17 protein-coding genes and 1 pseudogene are annotated in these 22,313 nt (G+C 42.3%); 7 read left to right on the top strand and 11 right to left on the bottom strand.

The features are described 5' to 3' along the window. Positions 1-5 precede the first annotated feature (5 nt). The 6 genes from secD to queA form a co-directional block, all read right to left on the bottom strand. Positions 6-1,853, bottom strand: coding sequence for a protein translocase subunit SecD (secD, locus tag ACE1SE_RS03350; RefSeq protein ID WP_374052644.1), 1,848 nt, complete (start codon positions 1,851-1,853; stop codon positions 6-8). Between the two features lie 28 nt (positions 1,854-1,881). Then, positions 1,882-2,220 (bottom strand): preprotein translocase subunit YajC, encoded by a 339-nt coding sequence (gene yajC, locus ACE1SE_RS03345; RefSeq protein ID WP_074021392.1) that lies wholly within the window; start codon positions 2,218-2,220, stop codon positions 1,882-1,884. Between the two features lie 123 nt (positions 2,221-2,343). After that, positions 2,344-3,468 carry a tRNA guanosine(34) transglycosylase Tgt gene (gene tgt, locus ACE1SE_RS03340; RefSeq protein WP_374052643.1) on the bottom strand — a complete coding sequence of 375 codons (1,125 nt, stop codon included), beginning with the start codon at positions 3,466-3,468 and terminating at the stop codon, positions 2,344-2,346. 246 nt (positions 3,469-3,714) lie between these two features. Further along, positions 3,715-4,068 (bottom strand): hypothetical protein, encoded by a 354-nt coding sequence (locus ACE1SE_RS03335; protein ID WP_374052642.1) that lies wholly within the window; start codon positions 4,066-4,068, stop codon positions 3,715-3,717. Then, positions 4,065-4,367 carry a hypothetical protein gene (locus ACE1SE_RS03330; RefSeq protein WP_374052641.1) on the bottom strand — a complete coding sequence of 101 codons (303 nt, stop codon included), beginning with the start codon at positions 4,365-4,367 and terminating at the stop codon, positions 4,065-4,067. Before ACE1SE_RS03330 ends, ACE1SE_RS03335 begins: the two co-directional genes overlap by 4 nt. A 380-nt stretch (positions 4,368-4,747) precedes the next feature. Beyond that, complete coding sequence (gene queA, locus ACE1SE_RS03325; RefSeq protein WP_374052640.1) at positions 4,748-5,821, bottom strand: tRNA preQ1(34) S-adenosylmethionine ribosyltransferase-isomerase QueA; 1,074 nt, start codon at positions 5,819-5,821, stop codon at positions 4,748-4,750. Positions 5,822-5,939: 118 nt separating this feature from the next. On the opposite strand from queA, the gene ACE1SE_RS03320 reads away from it, so the two are divergent. From ACE1SE_RS03320 to ggt, 3 genes are all read left to right on the top strand, one after another. Then, positions 5,940-6,527, top strand: coding sequence for an acyl carrier protein phosphodiesterase (locus ACE1SE_RS03320; RefSeq protein ID WP_374052639.1), 588 nt, complete (start codon positions 5,940-5,942; stop codon positions 6,525-6,527). 199 nt (positions 6,528-6,726) lie between these two features. Then, on the top strand, positions 6,727-7,329 hold the full coding sequence (locus tag ACE1SE_RS03315) for a peroxiredoxin C (protein WP_074021401.1): 603 nt from the start codon (positions 6,727-6,729) through the stop codon (positions 7,327-7,329). 190 nt (positions 7,330-7,519) lie between these two features. Beyond that, complete coding sequence (ggt, locus tag ACE1SE_RS03310; RefSeq protein ID WP_374052638.1) at positions 7,520-9,280, top strand: gamma-glutamyltransferase; 1,761 nt, start codon at positions 7,520-7,522, stop codon at positions 9,278-9,280. Positions 9,281-9,374: 94 nt separating this feature from the next. Here ggt and brnQ read toward each other — a convergent pair whose 3' ends face one another. The 4 genes from brnQ to ACE1SE_RS03290 all read right to left on the bottom strand — a co-directional run bounded on the left by brnQ (position 9,375) and on the right by ACE1SE_RS03290 (position 13,399). Then, on the bottom strand, positions 9,375-10,715 hold the full coding sequence (gene brnQ, locus ACE1SE_RS03305; protein ID WP_374052637.1) for a branched-chain amino acid transport system II carrier protein: 1,341 nt from the start codon (positions 10,713-10,715) through the stop codon (positions 9,375-9,377). Positions 10,716-11,071: 356 nt separating this feature from the next. Beyond that, a complete protein-coding gene (phoR, locus tag ACE1SE_RS03300) occupies positions 11,072-12,382 on the bottom strand; it encodes a phosphate regulon sensor histidine kinase PhoR (protein WP_374052636.1) in 1,311 nt (436 codons plus the stop codon). 20 nt (positions 12,383-12,402) lie between these two features. Further along, entirely contained in the window at positions 12,403-13,092 is a 690-nt protein-coding gene (gene phoB / locus ACE1SE_RS03295; protein WP_374052635.1) for a phosphate regulon transcriptional regulator PhoB, read from the bottom strand. 91 nt (positions 13,093-13,183) lie between these two features. After that, positions 13,184-13,399, bottom strand: coding sequence for a hypothetical protein (locus ACE1SE_RS03290; RefSeq protein WP_374052634.1), 216 nt, complete (start codon positions 13,397-13,399; stop codon positions 13,184-13,186). On the opposite strand from ACE1SE_RS03290, the gene sbcD reads away from it, so the two are divergent. The 3 genes and pseudogenes from sbcD to ACE1SE_RS03275 all read left to right on the top strand — a co-directional run. Continuing rightward, positions 13,385-14,602: an exonuclease subunit SbcD gene (gene sbcD, locus ACE1SE_RS03285; RefSeq protein WP_374052633.1), complete on the top strand. Its 1,218-nt coding sequence runs from the start codon at positions 13,385-13,387 to the stop codon at positions 14,600-14,602. The two genes, ACE1SE_RS03290 and sbcD, sit on opposite strands and share 15 nt — an antisense overlap. A 17-nt stretch (positions 14,603-14,619) precedes the next feature. Continuing rightward, positions 14,620-18,300 carry an AAA family ATPase gene (locus ACE1SE_RS03280; RefSeq protein WP_374052632.1) on the top strand — a complete coding sequence of 1,227 codons (3,681 nt, stop codon included), beginning with the start codon at positions 14,620-14,622 and terminating at the stop codon, positions 18,298-18,300. A 12-nt stretch (positions 18,301-18,312) separates the two neighbouring features. Further along, positions 18,313-18,645: pseudogene (locus ACE1SE_RS03275) on the top strand (type II toxin-antitoxin system HicB family antitoxin); the annotation flags it as partial. A gap of 34 nt (positions 18,646-18,679) precedes the next feature. Here the strand turns inward: ACE1SE_RS03275 and ACE1SE_RS03270 are convergent. Next, positions 18,680-20,302: an ABC transporter substrate-binding protein gene (locus ACE1SE_RS03270; protein WP_374052631.1), complete on the bottom strand. Its 1,623-nt coding sequence runs from the start codon at positions 20,300-20,302 to the stop codon at positions 18,680-18,682. Between the two features lie 661 nt (positions 20,303-20,963). On the opposite strand from ACE1SE_RS03270, the gene gltP reads away from it, so the two are divergent. Further along, the gene (gene gltP / locus ACE1SE_RS03265; protein WP_374052630.1) at positions 20,964-22,277 is read left to right on the top strand and encodes a glutamate/aspartate:proton symporter GltP; all 1,314 of its coding nucleotides are present in this window, start codon (positions 20,964-20,966) and stop codon (positions 22,275-22,277) included. Positions 22,278-22,313: the final 36 nt, after the last annotated feature.

Here is a 22,313-nt window from a genome sequence, read left to right as displayed (position 1 = left end):
GCTCCTTAAATTGACAACTTATTGATACGCTTGCCACCGTACAGCAAGTTCACGATTGCACGTGTTCCCACAATAGCAGTGAACATTGAAGTCGCCACACCAATACTGGTGGTGATCGCGAAGCCCTTGATAGAGCCAGTACCTACTGCATACAGAATAATAGCCGTAATCAGCGTAGTCAGGTTTGCGTCGATGATACTGGAGAATGCCCCTTTATAGCCTTCATGAATTGCCTGCTGTACCGTACGGCCATTACGCAATTCTTCTTTGATACGTTCGTTGATCAATACATTCGCATCCACGGCGACGGCAAGCGTCAGGACAATACCCGCAATCCCCGGCATGGTCAGCGTTGCCCCTGGCAACAGGGACATAATACCAACGATCAGCACCAGGTTAGCCAGCAACGCAGAACTCGCAATCAGACCAAACTTGCGGTAGTAAATCACCATAAATACGACAGAAGCAATCAGGCCCCACAAACACGCTTCAAGGCCCTGCTCAATATTCTGCAAGCCCAGAGTTGGCCCAATCGTACGCTCTTCCACAATCTGGATTGGTGCAATCAACGCCCCTGCTCGCAATAACAGTGATAACTGACGAGCTTCAGCCGGATTGCTAATGCCGGTAATGCGGAAACTGTTACCTAAGCGTGCCTGAATAGTGGCTATGTTGATAACTTCTTCTTGCTTAACCAAAATCGCACGCCCGTTGGCATCTTTCTTGCCGCTGTCCTTATATTCCACAAACAGCGTTGCCATTGGCTTGTGCAGGTTATCTTTGGTGAAGTTAGACATTGCTGTGCCGCCAGCGCTATCCAGGGAAATATTCACCTGTGGATAACCGTTTTCATCAGCACTGGAGGTAGAATCGGTGATATGGTCGCCCGTCAGAATAACGCGCTTGTACAGCACAACCGGATTGCCATCACGGGTTTCTTTCACTTCTGAATCAGCCGGAATGCGGCCATATTGCACGACATTTTGATCAACACTGGTATTGACCAAACGGAATTCCAACGTTGCGGTTGCACCGAGGATTTCTTTCGCACGGGCAGTATCCTGGATACCAGGCAGTTCAACCACAATGCGGTCTGCGCCCTGGCGTTGAACCAGAGGTTCCGCAACTCCTAATTGGTTGACACGGTTACGCAAGATAGTGATGTTCTGCTGTACCGCATAAGAACGGGCTTCACGCAGACGTTCATCGCTCATCACTACTTTCAGCGTACTGTTTGCTTCATTAGAGAACACTAAATCACGGTGACGAAGCTCAAGATAGCTTTCCGCTTTAGAACGTGCATCGTCATCACGGAAACGAACTTCGACGCCATAATTATCCGTTTTACGGATAGTCGAATAAGGGATGCCTTGATCACGCAATTCAGAACGCAGGCCATCAATATTCTGTTCCTGCAATTTGCCCAGCGCAGTTTCCATATCCACTTCCATCAAGAAATGAACACCACCACGCAGGTCAAGGCCCAGTTTCATCGGTTCAGCAGCGACTGCTCTTAACCAGACAGGTGTTGCAGGCGCGAGGTTTAATGCCACAACATACTGTTCACCCAGAGCAGAAACCAACGCTTCACGCGCACGAAGTTGCACATCAGTGCTACTGAAACGAGCAAGAATCGCGCCATTTTCCAATGCAATGGACTTGCTCTTGATTTGATCTTTTTCTAAAACATTACGGACTTGGTCCAGCGTTTTTTCACTGGCGGCGATACCTCGCGCGCCAGTGATTTGTACAGCCGGATCCTCACCATAAAGGTTGGGAAGTGCATAAAGCAAACCGATGAGGATCGCAGCGATCAGCATCAGATACTTCCACAAAGGATAACGGTTCAACACGGCAGTTCCCTTCGGGAAAATCGGAAAGTTAAATAGCTTTCATTGTACCTTTCGGCAAAATGGCAGCAACGAAGTCACGTTTGACAGTTATTTCTGTGGTGTCATTCAAGGCAATAACAACATAACCGGTATCAGACACTTTAGAAACACGACCCACCAAACCACCAGAAGTCAGTACTTCATCCCCTTTGGAGATGGAATCCATCAGTTTTTTATGTTCTTTGGTGCGTTTTTGTTGTGGACGCAGGATCATGAAATAGAAAATCAAACCGAAAACAACCAGCATGATAATCAGAGAATATGGGCTTCCCTGAGCTTGCGCTGATGCACCAGTAGCTGCCGCAGCTTCAGAAATAAAAAAACTCATCAAATTTCCCTCATTGTTATCGAAAATATGACTGTCGAAAACATAGCTATTAAAATCGACAGTGGCTCGATCAAAAACCAGCCCAATATGCTACACATATCGAGACTGATTAGTCACGATAAATTATATATTTAACGGCGGAACGGGTTTACCGATCTGCTGATAAAACGTTTCAACAAACTGTTCCAGTTTGCCTTCTTCAATGGCCTGACGAATTCCAGCCATCAAACGCTGATAATACCTTAAATTATGTATCGTATTCAGCCTTGCACCAAGAATTTCGTTACAACGATCAAGGTGATGGAGGTATGCCCGACTATAATTGCGGCAAGTATAGCAGTCACAATGCTCATCCAACGGGGAAGTATCTTCTTTATGTTTGGCGTTACGGATTTTGATAACCCCTTCAGTCACAAACAGATGACCATTGCGGGCGTTACGTGTTGGCATCACACAATCAAACATATCGATACCACGACGAACACCTTCAACCAAATCTTCCGGCTTACCAACGCCCATCAAATAGCGAGGCTTATCCTGTGGGATCTGAGGGCAAACATGTTCCAGAATACGGTGCATATCTTCTTTAGGTTCACCGACAGCCAGTCCCCCTACAGCGTAGCCATCAAAGCCGATTTCCACCAGCCCTTTTATGGAGATATCGCGCAAATCTTCGTAAACACTGCCCTGAATAATGCCAAACAAGGCATTTTTATTGTCTAATTCATCAAAACGTTGACGACTGCGGGCAGCCCAGCGCAATGACATTTCCATGGAACGCTTCGCATAATCCCAATCAGCAGGATATGGCGTACATTCATCAAAAATCATGACAATATCGGAACCCAAGTCATATTGGATTTCCATAGATTTTTCCGGGCTGAGAAACACAGGCGTTCCATTAATTGGGTTACGGAAGTGAACCCCTTCTTCCTTGATTTTACGCATAGCGCCGAGGCTGAAAACCTGAAAACCACCAGAATCAGTCAGAATAGGGCCTTGCCACTGCATAAAATCATGCAGGTCACCATGCAACTTCATGATTTCCTGTCCCGGACGCAACCAAAGGTGGAAAGTATTCCCCAACAGGATTTGTGCTCCCGTTTCTTTTACCTCTTCTGGAGTCATACCTTTTACCGTGCCGTAAGTTCCCACGGGCATAAATGCCGGGGTTTCCACAACGCCACGATCAAAAATCAAACGACCACGACGGGCATTCCCATCCGTCTTTTGTAACTCAAATTTCACTTAACCTCCAGACATCAGAAAGGCAGTCTGATGCTTGACATAAAATGATGCATTCTAAACACTAATGATGCCACTGTACACGCCAGCCTTGTGATATACAGTATGTCAATTTCTATATTTAACCTTGCTCTTGGGTACGAGCCTACATCACATTCCACTCCGAACTTTCGCATAAAAAAACCGCAGTTAAGCGGCGTTAGAAATGAGAAACCCGCGCGAGCGGGTCGGGTTAACTATTTATGCCTGTTAAGCGACCTTATGGCGCTTATTTGCTGAGTTTCTTTTCTCATTTTTCATCGCTTTGCTGTGAGCTTCTGTCAGTATCCGTTTTTTCTCACTATTAACAAAACGATTTAAAACCTGCCGGATTAACGGCTGATAACCTAATCCATTAAGATCAGCTATCATTTTCAGGTCTTCTATCAGAGACTTATTTAACCTGATTGAAATTGGCTGTAAGTCTAGTGCCTCATTAATCAGTTCTTCCGTGATATCATCAGATACTTTAACGTGAGCCTCACTGCAACCAAGCTCACCGCTTTCCCATGCCTCATCAGTAGAAGCTATCAGGTCTGTTCGCTTATCAGTTTGTCTGCTCATTTCTCTGTTCTCAGGCCGTATTTTCTGTAAATTCTCAATTCATCTTCGTTAGGTGCGTAGGCTGTTCTTATAGCTACCCCCTTATCAGGATAATAAATAAAGACTACCTTTAATTTAACACCGTAATCAGTTTCAGATATAAACCACTTAGTTGGCGGATCGGTTTTGTTGTCTTCTCTTGTATCCTCAAGAAAACGCCCAATCCGATTAGAAAAACACTGGAGTATATCCTCTTCATTAACAGGTGGATTCTTACCTGCTAACTTCAATCTGATATTTGATGATATTAAGAACTTCATATAACAGCGTCTTTAACCCATGGTTAATTTGTATATACACAATACACCACAAAATAGCTCAAAACAACTCAAATAGATTCATGAATAACTAGTTAATACCCTGTAATTAATAGATAAAATAAATAACAAAATTACAATTTTTTGTATATACAAATTATCTGAAACATCCCATAGGTAAGTATAAAACTGTGAAGCAGTAAATGTCCTGTTTAGGTTTAGCCAAATATAGCGGTGCTGTCACATTCTTGGCACAGCCCGATAATTATGGCAGCCAGCAACAGCATTTAAGGCTAGTAACTGGCTGAAATGAAGAGTATTTTTATTTTAAAATCTTTTATTGCAAAGCACTTAATTTATATCAGCACCGTTTCTTCTGATATTCACTCTTCTGATACCCGCTCTTTTACTGCCATTTTATTGCGATTAATAAACATGGCATCACCATAACTAAAGAAACGATATTTTTCTGCTACCGCTTCTTTGTAGGCATTCATGGTATTCTTATAACCGGCAAACGCAGAAACCAACATAATAAGTGTGGATTCAGGCAGGTGGAAATTGGTGATCAGTGCATCTACAACCTGATATTCAAATCCAGGATAGATAAAGATTTGGGTATCATCGAAAAATGGTGCGATCATTCCATCCTGACAAGCTCTCGCGGCACTTTCCAGTGAACGAACTGATGTTGTTCCTACAGCAATAACCTTGTTGCCACGCGCCTTACATGCCAGTACTGCATCCACGACATTCTGTGGCACTTCCGCATATTCGGCATGCATCACATGATCTTCGATGGTTTCCACTCTCACAGGCTGAAAAGTACCGGCACCAACGTGCAGGGTGACAAAGGCCATTTCAATGCCTTTTTCACGCAAGGCAGCTAAAAGAGGTTCATCAAAGTGCAATCCAGCAGTCGGTGCTGCCACTGCACCTGGGCGTTCATTATAGACTGTCTGATATAGTTCGCGATCCGCATCTTCATCAGGACGAGCAATATAAGGTGGCAAAGGCATATGACCAATCTGGTCCAAAATGGTCAATACATCACGCTCATCATCAAAACGGATTTCGAACAAAGTATCATGACGCGCCAGCATCGTTGCCTTAATATCCTGGGTTTCACCAAGGATAAGTTCAGTACCTGCTTTCGGTGCCTTGGAAGCACGAACGTGAGCAAGCACTCGCTTATCATCCAACATCCTTTCGACTAAGACTTCCAACTTCCCCCCTGTCGCTTTACGGCCAAACAGGCGCGCAGGGATAACGCGGGTATTATTGAAAACCAGCAGATCACCAGCTTCCAGTTTATCCAGCACATCAGTAAAAACACCATGCGTCAGTCTGCCTGTTTCACCATCAAGGGAAAGCAAGCGGCAAGCACTTCGCTGTGGCTGGGGATAGTGAGCAATCAGCTCTTCTGGCAGTTCAAATGTAAAATCAGCGACACGCATTTTATCTGTATCATTCAAAAAAACAGGCGGACTAGTCTAGTGCTGCAAGCGCAAGGGTGCAACAAAGAAGCACCCAGTTTAACTATTTACGCTGCACTCTTTACTGTATACTCTCACTATGAATTTTCTCGCACACCTTCATTTAGCTGCATTAGCGGAAAGTTCCTTATTGGGGAATTTGATGGCGGATTTCGTCCGAGGCTCTCCAGAAGGCACATTCAGTTCTGACATTGTAGCGGGTATCCGTATGCACCGTCGGGTAGACAGCCTGACAGATAAGCATCCACTTGTCATGGAAGCACGTAAATTATTTCGCCCCGAATATCGGCGCGTCGCCCCCATTACTCTTGATATCATCTGGGATCATTTTCTTTCTCGGCATTGGGGCAAGTTTGAAGAAAATTACTCCCTGCCCGAATTTATCAGTCTTGCCCGCAACAATATAGAACCTTATCTCGCTTCAACTCCTGAAAAATTTCAGGAATTGAACAACTACCTCTGGTCACAAAACTTGTTCATCCGTTATGCCGATATGTCATGCATCGCCAATGTGTTGCAAAGCATGGCACGCAGGCGGCCCAAATTATTCGCACTGGCAGGATCGTATCAGGATATAGAAAATCATTACCTTAATTTTGAAGCACTATTTTGCCAGTTCTACCCAGAAATGATGGCTCTAGCATCAAACAAGCATCTGCTTGAGTAGCAATTGTCTTGAACTTTTCATCACTTGAATTTTTCATAAATAGTTTTATCTTATGTAGTCTAAAAGGAATTAAAAACAGCTTATTGATAGGTAAAAACTATTATAACGATTGGTATTTTATCCTTTATTGCTATAACCTAATTCCTTATGCTGTAACCCGTTTTTACATAACATCTTTTTAAAATCACAGGAGTCAATTATGGTTTTAGTAACCCGCCAAGCCCCTGACTTTACGGCTGCCGCAGTTCTCGGTAACGGTGAAATTGTTAATAACTTCAATCTGAAAAAACACCTGAATGGCCGTCCTGCTGTTATTTTCTTCTGGCCAATGGATTTCACTTTCGTCTGCCCTTCTGAGCTGATTGCTTTCGATCATCGCTATGAAGAATTCCAGAAACGTGGTGTTGAAATTGTTGGTGTATCCTTCGATTCTGAATTCGTTCACAACGCATGGCGTAAAACCCCAATCAGTGAAGGCGGTATCGGCGAAGTCAAATACCCAATGGTTGCTGACATCAAACGTGACATCATGAAAGCTTACGGCATTGAGCACCCAGAAGCTGGCGTTGCTCTACGTGGTTCTTTCTTGATTGACAAAAATGGTGTTGTTCGTCATCAAGTGGTTAACGATCTGCCACTGGGTCGTAATATCGATGAAATGCTGCGTATGGTTGACGCTCTGCAATTCCATGAAGAGCACGGCGAAGTTTGTCCTGCACAATGGGAAAAAGGCCAGGAAGGTATGGGCGCTTCACCTGAAGGCGTAGCAAAATACCTGACCAAAAACGCTGACAAGCTGTAATCCCGTTAAGATTCAATCAGTTCATAACATAATGTTATGAAACATTCCAAACCAGCCGCCCAATCGGCTGGTTTTTTACTTTCAAAAATCCTGAGCTTTAGATAAGGTAAATTACTCATTCGCAACAAAAACACTCAAATCAATTAACAGTTGATTAGTAGCCATTTGCCTATCCTCAGGAGAACAATACATGTTCAAAGCATGGAAAATACCACTTATCGCTGTATCCCTGCTTATTTCTACTCCACTTTATTCTGCCACTGAGCCGGCTGTTGAAGCTAAACAGGGCATGGTTGTCAGCTCACAACGTCTTGCTTCACAAGCTGGCATAGATATTCTCAAAATGGGTGGGAATGCCATTGATGCCGCAGTTGCTGTTGGATATGCTCAGGCAGTGGTTAATCCCTGCTGCGGCAATATTGGAGGTGGTGGCTTTATGACTATCCATCTTGCTAATGGAAAAGATACTTTCATTAATTTCCGTGAAACAGCCCCTGCCGCAGCTAACGCTGATATGTATCTGGATAAAGATGGAAAAGTTATCAAAGGTGCCAGCCTGTATGGTTATAACGCGATTGCTGTACCAGGCACAGTCATGGGATTTGAAGAGGCATTGAAAAAGTACGGCACATTAACTCGCGAACAAGTCATGGCTCCAGCCATCAAACTGGCGCGCGAAGGCTATCTACTGACCCGCGGCGATACCGATATTCTGGACACTACAGTTAAGCGTTTCGCTCAAGATCCAGAAGCTGCCCGTATTTTCCTGCGCAAGGATGGCACACCATTCGAGCCAGGGGACAGGCTAATTCAAACTGATTTAGCCAATACGCTGGAAATGATTGCCAAACATGGATCTGATGCTTTTTATCACGGCAAAATTCCCCAATTAGTTGAACAAGCATCAAAAAAATCAGGCGGAATTATCACCGCTGCAGATTTCGCCAATTACCACATCACAGAAACGACTCCCGTCACCTGTAGTTACCGAGGCTACAAATTTATCTCTTCTCCACCTCCCAGCTCTGGTGGCGTTACGTTATGCGAGGTATTAAACATCATTGAAGGCTACGATCTTAAGTCCATGGGATACAACTCTGCTGCCTATATTCACACATTGACAGAAGCCATGCGCCACGCCTATATGGATAGAAATACCTATCTGGGTGATCCCGCATTTATCAATAACCCGCTTGATCGACTGTTGAGTAAAAGCTACGCTGAATCGGTCAGAAAAGAAATTCAACCTAATAAAGCCACTCCATCGGTGAATATCCAACCAGGCATTGGCCCCCATGAAAAACCAGAAACCACCCACTATTCCGTGGTAGATAAAGAAGGAAACGCAGTATCAACAACTTACACCATAAATGGACGCTTTGGTGCTGTTGTCATTGCGCCAGGAACAGGCTTTTTCCTTAACGATGAAATGGACGATTTCACAACTAAAGTTGGTGAGAAAAACCTGTACGGGCTAGTACAAGGTGCAACCAACTCAATAGCCCCTGGTAAGCGCCCACTATCATCAATGAGCCCAACACTCGTGACCAAAGATAATAAAATCTTCCTGGTCTTAGGTTCTCCTGGAGGTTCACGCATTATCTCCATCACGCTACAAGCTGCCCTGAATATCATCGAATTCAACATGCCACCACAAGAAGCTGTCAATAGCCCACGGATCCATCATCAATGGCTACCTGACGAAGTCTATTATGAACAACGTGGCTTATCGAAGGACACCCTAAACTTACTGGAAATAATGGGCTACAAAATGGTGAAACAGACACCTTGGGGAGCAACAGAATTAATCATGATTGGATTGCCGGGTGCCGCTGGTGTGACTCCACAATCATCAGGCAATGATTCAGCCGTATCAGGTATTGTCCGTGAAGGCTATATTTACGGTGCCAACGATGCACGGCGACCTGCCGGTGCTGCTATTGGTTATTAACCAAAATAAATCAACAAAAAAAGGTGAGCTGTTTTCAGCGGCTCACCCTTTTATCATCTAATAATGTCATTTACATCATGAATAAACTTTATTCCTACTTTTCTTCAGGCTGCACTTCATACTTTGGGAGTTTTACGCCTCCTACGATGCGATCATAAATGGCGCACACAGCAATCGTCAGCACAGTAGGCAGTAACCAAGCCAAACCTTGATCCGCCAATGGCAGATGCTTCGCCCATCCAGGGAGTAAATGGGATAAGTACTCAGAAACTTTTATGGCATCCAAAACCCCAAACAGCAAACTGATAGACATGGCTGGAGCAACAATACGTGTGCAGTGACTCCACCAATGGATTGTAAAACTCAGTAATATCAGTACGATACAAGGAGGATAAATGGCCGTCAGTACGGGAAGTGAGAACTTAATCAAGTGGCTTAAGCCCATATTAGAAACCAACATGGAGAATGTGCCTAAAATCAGTACCAGAGTACGATAGGACAATGGCAAATAACGGCTGAAAAATTCAGAGCAAGCACACGTTAAGCCAACAGCAGTCACCATACAGGCAACGAAAATCAGTACCGCGAGGAAGAAACTGCCGTAGTTACCAAAAATGCTTTGGACATAGGCGTGCAAGATCGCAGCCCCATTATCCACAGTAGGCACTAATGTGCCGCTGCCTTCCCCAAGTTTGAACAAAGAAAGGTACACCAGCGTCAAACCAAGACCAGCAATCACGCCAGCCCACATAGCATAGCGCGTCAGCAAAGAAGAAGCTTCAACCCCTCTGGAACGAGCCGCATTGACAATAACAATGCCGAATACCATTGCAGCCAGTGTATCCATTGTCAAATAGCCATTGACAAAGCCATTTGAGAACGGAATTTCCCGATAAGTATCAATAGCAGGAATAGGACCACCTGCCGGCCACAACACAGCCGCAATCCCCAAAATGGCTAACGCTACGATTTTGATTGGAGCCAATATATGACCAACACTATCCAGTAGTTTGCCCGGATACAATGAAATCAGCACCACGAGTGTAAAATAGATCACACTATAGATTAATAGAGGAAGATCACCTGTTCCGGTAAGTGGTGCAATACCCACTTCAAAAGAAACCGTTGCGGTTCTGGGAGTTGCAAACAGAGGGCCGACAGCTAAATAGCAGACGATTGCCAGAATCAGACCGGCAGTTTTTCCAATCGGTGTACTGAGTGCTTCAATGCCCCCACCCACTTTTGCCAAAGCAATGACAGTAATGACTGGCAAGCCAACAGCGGTTAGCAAAAAGCCGGCGGCTGAGATCCAAACGTTCTCTCCTGCCTGCAAGCCAACCATAGGCGGAAAAATAATATTTCCCGCACCAACAAACAAGGCAAAGGTCATAAAACCTAATGCCCAAATATCCTTAGATGATAAACGGTATGCCATAATGATTGTTAATGTATTATTACCAAAAGAGATGTATCTGCGATAATAACTATCGCAATTACTTGAATTTTCACTGGCGAGACCGAATTCTGATTTAACAGTCAGTGAGCAACATAATATTCACTGATAATCGCAAGATACAGAATGATAGTAGTAATAACAGCTAGAATCGCCAACAACTGCCCCCAAGTAAAACTTTTATAGCGCTAAAAGGCAAGCGGTAAACCAAAAACCAGAACAATATTCCAAACTGATTTTTAAAATCAGTTATTATTGTTATCTATCATTGAATACACACTATATGATTTGTGCATTTTTTTGCCAGCGCATATTTTTCGTTCAGACCGATTAATAAATCATTTTGTCATAAAACTGTTTTTGACAGAGGCAATAAGCCGAGGCGCCAATAAAAAGCTAAAAACGGAGCCTTTCCCTAAAGTACTCGCAATATCAAGATGAGTATTGTGGTGATGCAATGCATGTTTCACTATTGCCAAACCTAATCCATTTCCCCCAGTTTGACGTGAACGGGCCCGATCGACGCGATAAAAACGTTCTGTCAGACGTGGTAAATGTTCCGCACTAATCCCACCACCATTATCTTTCACTTTGAACAGTGCACCTTGGGAAACCTGTCGCCAACTCACCTCAATCCTTGTGCCTGAAGGGGTATGTCTGATGGCATTATAAACAAGGTTGGACATTGCACTGCGCAGTTGTTCTTCATTACCAAACACATTCAGTGTTTCATCGATATCAAACACAATATCATACTGCTCATTTCCCAGGGTCAACGCTTCCCGTTGCAATATTTTCAACATGTTGGGAACATCCACGATTTCATTCATATCCACTTGTGGCCCTCCTTCAATTTTGGAAAGATGCATCAGTTGCTGCACCAGGCCATCCATTCTTCGTATTTGTTCCCGCATCGTACCGATGACCTTCTGGTTCACCTTATTGCTGAACGTCTGATCCTCCATCATTTCCAGATAACCTTGCAATACAGTGAGAGGCGTTTTGAGTTCATGACTCACATTCGCAAAAAAATCCTGTCTGGCATTTTCCAACAATCGTTTTTGGGTAATGTCGCGCACAACCATCAATAATTGTTTCTCAGAATAAGGCATAATGCGGAATTCCATCATATTGCCATTATTCAATTCGATGGACAGAGGGTGGGAAAAATCATTCGCTGTGATATAACGGCTGAAATCAGGATAGCGAAGCAGGTTGAAAATATGCTGACCATTATCCTCAGGCCAGCGGAACCCTAGTAAATGTTGAGCCAGACGATTGCACCAAAAAATATTGCCTTCCGTGGTCATTATCACTATGGCATCCGGCAGTGATTCAGCCCCACTACGAAAGCGTTTGATGAGTAATGCGAGTTCACGACGCCGTTTGCGATTACGTTGCTGCATCTGATAAATACCATAAAAAATAGGTTCCCAGCCGCCACGACCGACCGGCGGTAACATATTGCGATCCAACCATAGCCAATCGGATAATTTCAGCAAATTATAGCCATGCCATACCAAAGCCAAAAACAGTGCAATAACCAGCAGCCATGCCAATTGACCGATAAAAAGAGCCAAAATGACAGCGGGCAAGCAAAAAAGCACAAGTCCCCATATCAACTTTTTCCAAGATAAACGCTCAAGCACGTGACTTTACTCCAAAACAGTCAATAGCGGGTAGAAAAGCGATAACCTGTACCACGCACTGTTTGTACCATCTTAGCGTGATCCCCTATTTCCAATGCTTTACGCAACCGTCGGATATGTACATCAACCGTACGATCTTCCACATAAACATTTGTTCCCCACACATAGTTGAGTAACTGTTCACGACTATAAACACGCTCAGGGTGAGTCATAAAAAAGTGGAGAAGTTTGAATTCAGTTGGCCCCATTTCCAAATCTTGTCCCTGACTGGAAACACGGTGAGATGATGGATCCAGAATCAATCCATCCATATCAATAATGTCTTCCGAGTCTATAGGTAAAATACGCCGCAAAACAGCCTTAACCCGGGCAATTAATTCCTTAGGTGAAAACGGCTTCGTTATATAGTCATCAGCACCAACATCTAAACCACGTACTCGATCTTCTTCCTCCACCCGAGCCGTGACCATAATGACAGGGATCGCCTTAACGTTATTATCCCGCTTCATTTGCCGGATAAGTTGTATTCCTGAACCTCCTGGCAGCATCCAGTCCAATAATACTAAATCAGGATAAGGCTCAGACAAACGTCTTATTGCTGTATCGTAATCTTCGGCTTCAATGGCTTCATAACCGTTTTGCTCCAGTGCAAAACAAACCATTTCACGAATCGGCACTTCATCTTCAACGACCAAAATGCGTTTAACCATGATCAATCCTGTTAATATCATTAAGGTGAGTGACTTTCACTGCAAATATTATGAGTCAATTTTATGACAATTTTATTAAATCCTTTATTTCTCAATCAGCAGCAGTCAAACTGGTTCCCAAAGAAAATCCTGCCCCTTTGTTATATTTCATTAGAAATGCAAACCAGCTCGAAAATTCAGTAAAGGATGCCGAATTACGCAGGACATCCCTCACGCTGCCATTATAATTAGCACCTGCAACAGGCGAGAAGTAGCGAGCTAGAAAAACAACCAGGGCAACGGCGGGGAAATCATGCGAATCATTCATACATCTGACTGGCATCTTGGCCAATATTTCTTTACTAAAAGCCGCGCCGCTGAACATAAGTATTTTTTGCAATGGCTGATTGAAAAGATCGTACAGCATCAAGTTGACGCGCTGATTATTGCCGGTGATATTTTTGATACCGGTTCCCCACCCAGCTACGCACGCGAACTTTATAACAAATTCATTGTGGCACTACAGCCTACAGGCTGCCAACTTGTCATTCTCGGTGGAAACCATGATTCCGTTGCCACACTCAATGAATCTAAATCCCTTCTCTCTTACCTGAATACTACTGTGATTGCTAATGCTGAAACCGAAGATATAGCACAGCAGATAAAAATTCTGGATAACAGAGATGGTCATGCAGGAGCGATTCTCTGTGCGATTCCCTATCTGCGTCCACGGGATATCATCACCAGCCAGGCGGGGCAATCTGGCGCACAAAAACAGCAGGCACTACAGGATGCTATCACCGAACACTACCACAGACTCTACCAGCAAGCCTGTGCATTACGAGAACAGCTCGGCCAGCCATTACCGATTATTGCCACGGGTCACCTCACTACAGTGGGAGCTTCCACTACGGATTCCGTTCGCGATATTTACATTGGCACATTAGAGGCCTTCCCCGCACAGTCATTTCCTCCCGCTGACTATATTGCACTAGGGCATATCCACCGCCCGCAAGTCATCGGTAAATCAGAGCATATCCGCTATAGCGGCTCTCCTATTCCGCTCAGTTTTGATGAAGTGGGACAAGAAAAAAGCGTCTGCTTGGTGGACTTTAAAGCAGGCAAGCTCGATAGCATCACTCTTTTACCGATCCCACATTATCAGCCTATGCAGCTTATTCGTGGTAATTTGAAACAAATCGAAGAGCAGTTACACTCTTTCAAGGAATATCAAGGAAAGCACTCGGTTTGGCTGGATATTGAAGTCGCAACTCAGGATTACCTGCCCGATATTCAAAAACGCATTCAGGCCCTAAGTGAAGACCTGCCTGTTGAGATAATCCTGCTACGCCGCAGCAAAAGCGCTCGCCAACTGTCACTGTCTGCACAAAATAAAGAAACACTTACCGAACTAAGCATCAATGAGGTTTTTGAACGTCGTTTAGCGCTGGCTGAAATCGACGATCCTGCGCAAAAACAACGCTTAACCACTCTGTTTAAACAAACGCTGGATGATATTTCTCAGCAATAACCTGAAGAGAACCTGCTATGAAAATTCTTAGTTTACGGCTGAAAAATATCAATTCCCTGCAAGGTGAATGGAAAATTGACTTTACGGCAGAACCATTTGCCAGCAATGGATTATTTGCCATTATCGGCCCAACTGGTGCAGGAAAAACCTCCTTATTGGATGCCATTTGCCTCGCCCTGTATCATGAAACGCCAAGGCTCAACACCATTTCTGCCTCGCAAAATGAGCTAATGACCCGTCATACCGCAGAGTGCCTTGCTGAAGTAGAGTTTGAAGTCAAAGGTATTGCTTATCGGGCATTTTGGGGTCAGCGTCGTGCTCGCAACCAGGCAAATGGCAAGCTCCAGTCCCCAAAAGTAGAATTGGCTCTCAAAAAAGAGGGAAAAATTCTGGCTGATAAAATTCCAGAGAAAAAAGAAAAAATTGCCGAAATAACAGGGCTGGATTTTAGTCGTTTTACCAAATCCATGCTTTTGTCACAGGGGAATTTTGCCGCATTTTTAAATGCACAGGATAAAGACAGAGCAGATCTGCTGGAAGAGCTAACCGGTACAGAAATTTACGGCATTCTGTCCCAGGAAATTTATCAACGCCATAAAGAAGTACAATCTGAGCTGAATATCCAACAAGCCAAAGCCTCTTCCATTGAATTACTCACGCCAGAACAACAGCAGGTATACCAAAACCAGCAACAACAGCTTATTGTAGAAGAAACCCAACTCAGCCAACAAATGAAGGCATTACAAACTGCCGAAAATTGGCTGTTGCGACAGGATGAGCTACAGCAATCACTGGTCAGCAGTACTTCACTTTTACAACAAACTGAGCAAGCTATTCAAGAAGCACAGCCTCAATTGCACCAACTTGCTGCTAGCGAACCAGCAGAGAAAATCCGCCCATTATGGGATGCACAAAATCGAGCCACTCATGAAAAACAGCGGATCGTGGAACAACGCACAAAAATAGAGCATGAACGCCAACAACAACTGGCAATGCTGCAACCTGCTGAACAGCAACTGGCGCAGTTGGAGAAAAAGCGGGAAGCGCATCAACAGCATCAAAACCAGCAAGAAAAGCTCATCTCAGAGCAAATTATGCCACTCGATCATAAAATTGATATTCAATCCAAAGATCTGCTGAAACTTGAACAAGAAATCGCAGGACAAAACCGCGATCTCACAGAGATTTTATCCCAACACCAAGCCACACAAGAGCGAACGGCTGTCTTAAATAACGAACAAAAGGCGTTGGAATCCTACTATGAGCAGCACCCTTATTACCACAATTTGGACAGCAAGCTACCAGAATGGAAACAACTATTCACCCGTCAGAAAGAACGACGAGAAAAAATAAACCAGCTTACCCAGAGCACCCAACAAATTAGCTCAGAGCTTGCCCATACAACCGATTATTTACACAGATTGGATGCAGAATTATCTAAACAGCAAGAACAGAGCCAAATACTGCGCAACAGCTTTACCGCTGCTGCAACCCAACTCACAGCGTTGCAAAAAAAACATCCATTGGAACAGTCGCGGAAAAATTTAGAAAATTATCAAAAACAATTGGTATCACAGAACCAATTGGAGATCTTGCTTCCCCAGATCCAACAGTTACAAACCACGATCTCAACGGATCAAAACCAATTGATCCAATCTCAGGCACAGGTAAAAGCCTTACCTGATCAGATCGCAACCCTCAATCAGCACTTGGCAGATAAGCAGCAACATTATGACGATCTCACCAATCGAATTCGTTTGGAACAACGGATAGTCAGCCTGGAAAAAGAACGGGCACAATTAAAAGAAGGTGAACCTTGTCCGCTTTGCGGTTCAACCCATCATCCTTTAATCAACGAATACCAGAATATTGCCCTACCACATTCAGAAGAACGCCTGAAAACCCTGCGCCAACAGATTGATCAACTGCAAGAAAATCGTACAACCCTACAGCAAAAACAACAGCTTCAACAGCAGCAGGGCGAACAATTGCAGCAAAATATCGCACAGCACCATACTAAATTGACGGAATTGGTTAAACAATGGGAACACCATTGCCAGCAATTACAGGCGACAGGATTACCGATGGAGGCAGAAACGGTTAATCACTTTATTAGTCAACGACAATCTGCTTATCACCAACACCAGGCTCAACAGGAAGCGTTATTACAGGCAGAGAAAAACTATCAAACAGCCGAAAAAGCACTTGCTACCAACCGAGAACAATACCAAGCCTGTGAAAAGAGTATTGAACTGGAAAAGTTCAAACGGAATTCAGCGCAAAAACAATTGGCAGAAAAAACAACAGAGGCTCAGCAAATAGAAGCAGACTATGCAGCGACAGCACAACAGTTAAACACGGAATTACAGCCAACCCCTTTCACACTCCCTGCCTCTCATGAAACAGAAAACTGGCTGCAACAACGTCAACAAGAATTAAAAAATTACCACGAGTCACGGGAGAAATGGCAGCAACTACAAAAAGAACAAGCAGCCCTGCAAAGCAAACTGAGTGAACTAGACAAACAAAAAAATAAACTCTCCACTCACCTTCATATTTTGAGGGAACAACAACAGCAGCAAATGCAGTTATTGGAACAAACACGTCAGGAACGTCAGCATTTATTTGGTGAACAATCCATCATTACCGTTCGTCAGGTTTTGCAGCAAAAAACCAATGAGTTGGAAATCGCCTACAAGCAGTCCGCTTTCCATCTGCAAGCACTGCAAAACCAAATGAGTCAATTAATCGGTGCTGCCAGTGAAATAGAAAAAAGCCACATCACTGCCGAAGCAAACTACAAACTTGCTATCAACCATTTCCAAACAGGCTTAGAACAACAAGGCTTTTCCGATCAACTATCCTTTGAACATGCCTTGTTGGAACCGGAACAGCGGGAAAAACTACAACAGTTACAAGAAAAACTTGAACAGCAACAATTGCAAGCTAAAACACGGCATCATGAATCAGAAGTGGCCTTGCATCGACATATAGAAACGCGGCCACAATTGCTTAATCAACATGAACCTCAACAACTATCCACCATATTGACCGACGTTACGGCTCAGTTGAAACACAACAACCAACAACAAGGTGAAGTCAGAACCCTATTGGGCAGTGATGCAACTCGCCGCCAACACCAACATGAATTATTGGCACAGATCACACGTTTACAGCAAACATATGATGACTGGAGTTATCTTAATAATCTCATTGGTTCTGCCGATGGCGCTAAATTCCGCCGTTTTGCTCAAGGTCTGACCTTGGATCATCTCGTACATCTGGCAAATATCCGATTGGAAAAATTACATGGGCGCTACTACTTACAACGCAAAGATAACGGCGGACTGGAATTACATGTCGTTGACACCTGGCAAGCGGATGCCATGAGGGATACCAAAACGCTTTCTGGAGGAGAAAGTTTCCTTGTCAGCCTTGCTCTTGCACTCGCTTTGTCTGATCTAGTGAGTAACAAGACACAAATAGAATCTCTGTTCCTTGATGAAGGGTTTGGCACGCTTGATCCTGAAACTTTGGATATCGCTTTGGATGCTCTGGATCACCTTAATGCATCAGGAAAAACTATCGGAGTCATTAGCCATGTAGACGCATTAAAAGAGCGAATTCCTGTTCAAATAAAAGTGGAAAAAAAGAATGGATTAGGTTTCAGTCAATTAGCTGCAGAATTTCGGGTTTAAACATGGAAATCAGATGGTAGTGCCAGTGGCTGGTTTCCTGACGTTGCAGGGTGTATCTTTGCTGGTGACACTCTTGAATCAGCACATTCTGATGCGCAATCTGCGATCAATGCACATTTCGAGTTAATGAAAGAACACCTTACAGAAAAGGGCAGTGAATACAAAAACGGGCAATGGCTTTTAATTCCTGTAGATATGAGCCAGTTCGAAGACAAAACAGAGCGGATTAATATTACCCTGCCATTGCGTTTAATCAACCGCATTGATGCAAAAGTCAAGCAGCATCCCGAATATGGCAGCCGCAGTGGATTTTTAGCGTTGGCTGCTCGTAAAGCACTACAATAGACGATGGAGAGCCTGCTTAAGCAGGCTCTTTAATTTAGTGCTTAATGACATAAAGATCTTTCGTTGATATCATCCCCCGAAGATCGGAGTAATAGCCACCAATATAGGGCTTAACCAATATCGCAGTGACATAATAATAAACGGGAATAATAGGAGTATCTTTTGTCATAATATCGAGTGCATGTTGAAAATCTTCTTTTTTATTCGTTTCTCCTGCTTTACGAATCCAATTATCGAAGTCTTTATTAGAATAAAATGAGGTATTATTGGTTTGATTTGTTGTAAATATATTAAAAAAAGACATCGGGTTATTATAATCGCCAACCCACCCACCTCTAACAACATCGAATTTTCCTTGATGTTCGTTTTCCAGCATGACTTTCCACTCTTCAGTTTGTATATCAGCAATAACACCAAGATTCTTTTTCCACATCGAGGTTGCAGCAATAGCAACTTTTTTATGTAAATTTGATGAGTTGTAGACCAAATTAAATTTAAGAGGATGATTTTTATTAAAACCCGCTTCACTCAATAATTGTTTAGCTTTTTCATTACGTTGATCTTGTGTCCATGATGCATAATCAGGCTGTTTAAATTTAAAACCACCAATTCCAGGAGGTAAAATTATATATGCAGGAATTTGCCCTTGAGCAAGAACTTTATTAGCAATAATATTTCTATCCAAAGCAAGACACAACGCTTGTCGGATTCTAGTATCTTTAAACAGTGGTTCTTTATTGTTAAACTGATAGTAATATGTGCTAAGTATAGGAGAAATATGAACTTGTGAGCTCATATTTTTCTTTAATGAAGCAAACGATTCTAATGGAATTGTAAATGTAATATCTATTTCTCCAGCCAGATAACGATTTAAATCTGATATATCTGATGACAATGAAAGATAAGTTACTTTATTGATAACAGTATTTTTATTATCCCAATAATAAGGGTTTCTCACTCCAACAATTTTTTCATTCACTTTCCATTTTGCTAATTTAAATGCACCACTGGAAACAAAAAACTCAGGCTGAGTCCATTTATCTCCATATTTTTCAACAACTTTTTTGCTAATCGGAGACGTAATAGTGAACGCCAGCATCTGCAAAAAATATCCAACCGGTTTTTCTAGCCTTACCTCCAATGTCGAATCATCCAAGGCTTTTATACCAAGCTCCTCCACTTTTTTCTTCCCATCCAAAATTTCTTTGGCATTCACCACATAAGCATCAGCAAAATAGCTACCATATGGAGAAAGTGTTTTAGGATTTGTCAGCCGTCGCCAGCTAAAAACAACATCATGAGCGGTAATGGGTGTACCATCAGACCATTTGATTCCTTTCCTCAAATGGAAAATCCACGTTTTATTATCCTTCGTTTCCCAGCTTGCAGCCAATTTGGGTATGATCTGGCCTTGTTTACCCGTACCCACTAACGTATCAAAGAAATCATTGATAATATTTAGTGCTATATTACCTTCGACTTTATCGACATCCAGAGAAGCAGGCTCTGCACCGTTATTGCGAACAATTTCTTGTTTTTCCGCTAATTGTGTGCCAGGTGGAATAACTGCTGCATAAGATGAGGTGATACCACTCAATATCATACTGATAGAACAACCTAATATTTTAATCGTTTTTTTGCTAATTTGATTAAACATGTCATGTCTCCTCATAGCTATACTGTAATTATTTATTTTTGTCCTCCATTTTGTTTTATATCCATGTTACAGCATGACATGCTATTTATTACCCAATAAATCATTTAGTGCAACAACAATAAATTATTTATTGAGTATTTTCCAAATGAACATTTGGCATTAATTTTTGTTTTTCTTTAAAAATCAATTTGATATGTGAATATCATTTAAATACACCCGCAAATAATTTAAAGTTCCCATTTGTAAATATAAAGAAATACTGTATTTATAACGATGTGTTTATAGCTATATATTTATGCACAATAGTTTTCAAATTACTGCACAGTAACAAAGAAAATAATTAATAGTTTATTTTAATGTTTTAAGACAATTATAAGGTAAGCTACAAGTTTCTTTCCCCGATTGAAGTAACCTTTCAGATAGCTACTCGCCCATCACAAATCATATCATACATCAATTTAATGGATTGTTTCTGAGGAGCGTCAGATGAATTCTCATGGCCGCCAGCATGATCTTATTTGAATGATAAATCAGCATCTTTAATGATTATAGATATCGTTTGTATATTATTTAAAAGATTACCACAATTTTTATTGTGCTTTAGGTCAAGGTTATTGTATAAAAAAGAGGAGTAAAGAAATAAAAAACATAAGGTTGTCTAATGAATAAGACCAACACAGTGAATAAAAAGAAATTTAAATTTGGGCTAGGCTGGCAGATTTTGGCTGCTCTTATATTAGGAATTATTGCAGGAGCAGTTTTACATGACAATGAATACAAACAATGGTTAGTTGTCAATGTGCTTTCTCCCGCTGGAAAAATATTTATCCAGCTTATAAAAATGATTGTTGTTCCAATTGTCATCTCTACATTAATTGTTGGCATTGCTGGTGTTGGTAATACTAAGCAATTAGGGAAACTAGGCTTTAAAACAATTGTGTATTTTGAGATAGTCACAACAATTGCAATAATTGTAGGCATTTTTTTAGCGAATACGTTTAAACCTGGTGTAGGTATAGATATGTCTACTCTCCATCAAGTAGATATTTCTCAATATGAACGTACAACACAGCAGGTTGAAAGTCATTCACATGGTATAGTTAATACTATTCTGTCATTAGTACCTGATAATATTTTTGCTGCGATGTCCAGTGGCGATATGTTACCCGTTATTTTCTTTGCCGTATTATTTGGTTTAGGCTTATCATCACTACCGGATGAAAAAAAACAACCTTTATTAACGGTATTACAAACATTCTCTGAAACCATGTTCAGAGTTACTCATATTATTATGATGTATGCTCCAATCGGAGTATTCTCGTTGATCTCAGTAACAGTAGCTAACTTCGGGTTTAGCTCATTATTGCCATTGATAAAATTAGTCATTTTGGTTCACTGTGCAATTTTATTTTTTGCTATCGTCATTCTTGGTTTGATCGCACGCTACTGCAATATCAACATTTTTATACTCTTTAAAATCCTCAAAGATGAATTACTGTTAGCCTATTCTACTGCCAGCTCAGAAACCGTATTACCCCGAATCATGGATAAAATGGAACAATATGGTGCGTCAAAATCAGTGACCAGCTTTGTTATTCCGATTGGTTATTCATTTAATCTTGATGGTTCAACGCTCTATCAGAGTATCGCCGCTATTTTTATTGCCCAACTCTATGGAATAGATTTATCGCTTTGGCAAGAAATTACGCTTGTCCTCACATTGATTATTACCTCAAAAGGAATTGCTGGTGTTCCAGGAGTCTCTTTCGTTGTTCTGTTGGCAACGCTGGGAAGTGTGGGAATTCCACTAGAAGGTTTAGCCTTCATCGCAGGGATTGACCGAGTTCTTGATATGGCTCGTACCGCATTAAATGTAGTAGGCAATGCACTCGCTGCACTTGTTGTGGCTAAATGGGAGAGACAATTTGATCAGCAAAAAGCTAAGCAATATGAAGAATCACTGATGTCTGAATAACATTTATTTTTAGTCATATTATCCTGAAAGGAAAAG

Source organism: Xenorhabdus taiwanensis (assembly GCF_036512875.1).
Lineage (GTDB): Bacteria > Pseudomonadota > Gammaproteobacteria > Enterobacterales > Enterobacteriaceae > Xenorhabdus > Xenorhabdus taiwanensis.
The sequence above is the reverse complement of the archived record's forward strand: the minus strand, read 5'-3'. Positions and strand labels throughout refer to the sequence as shown.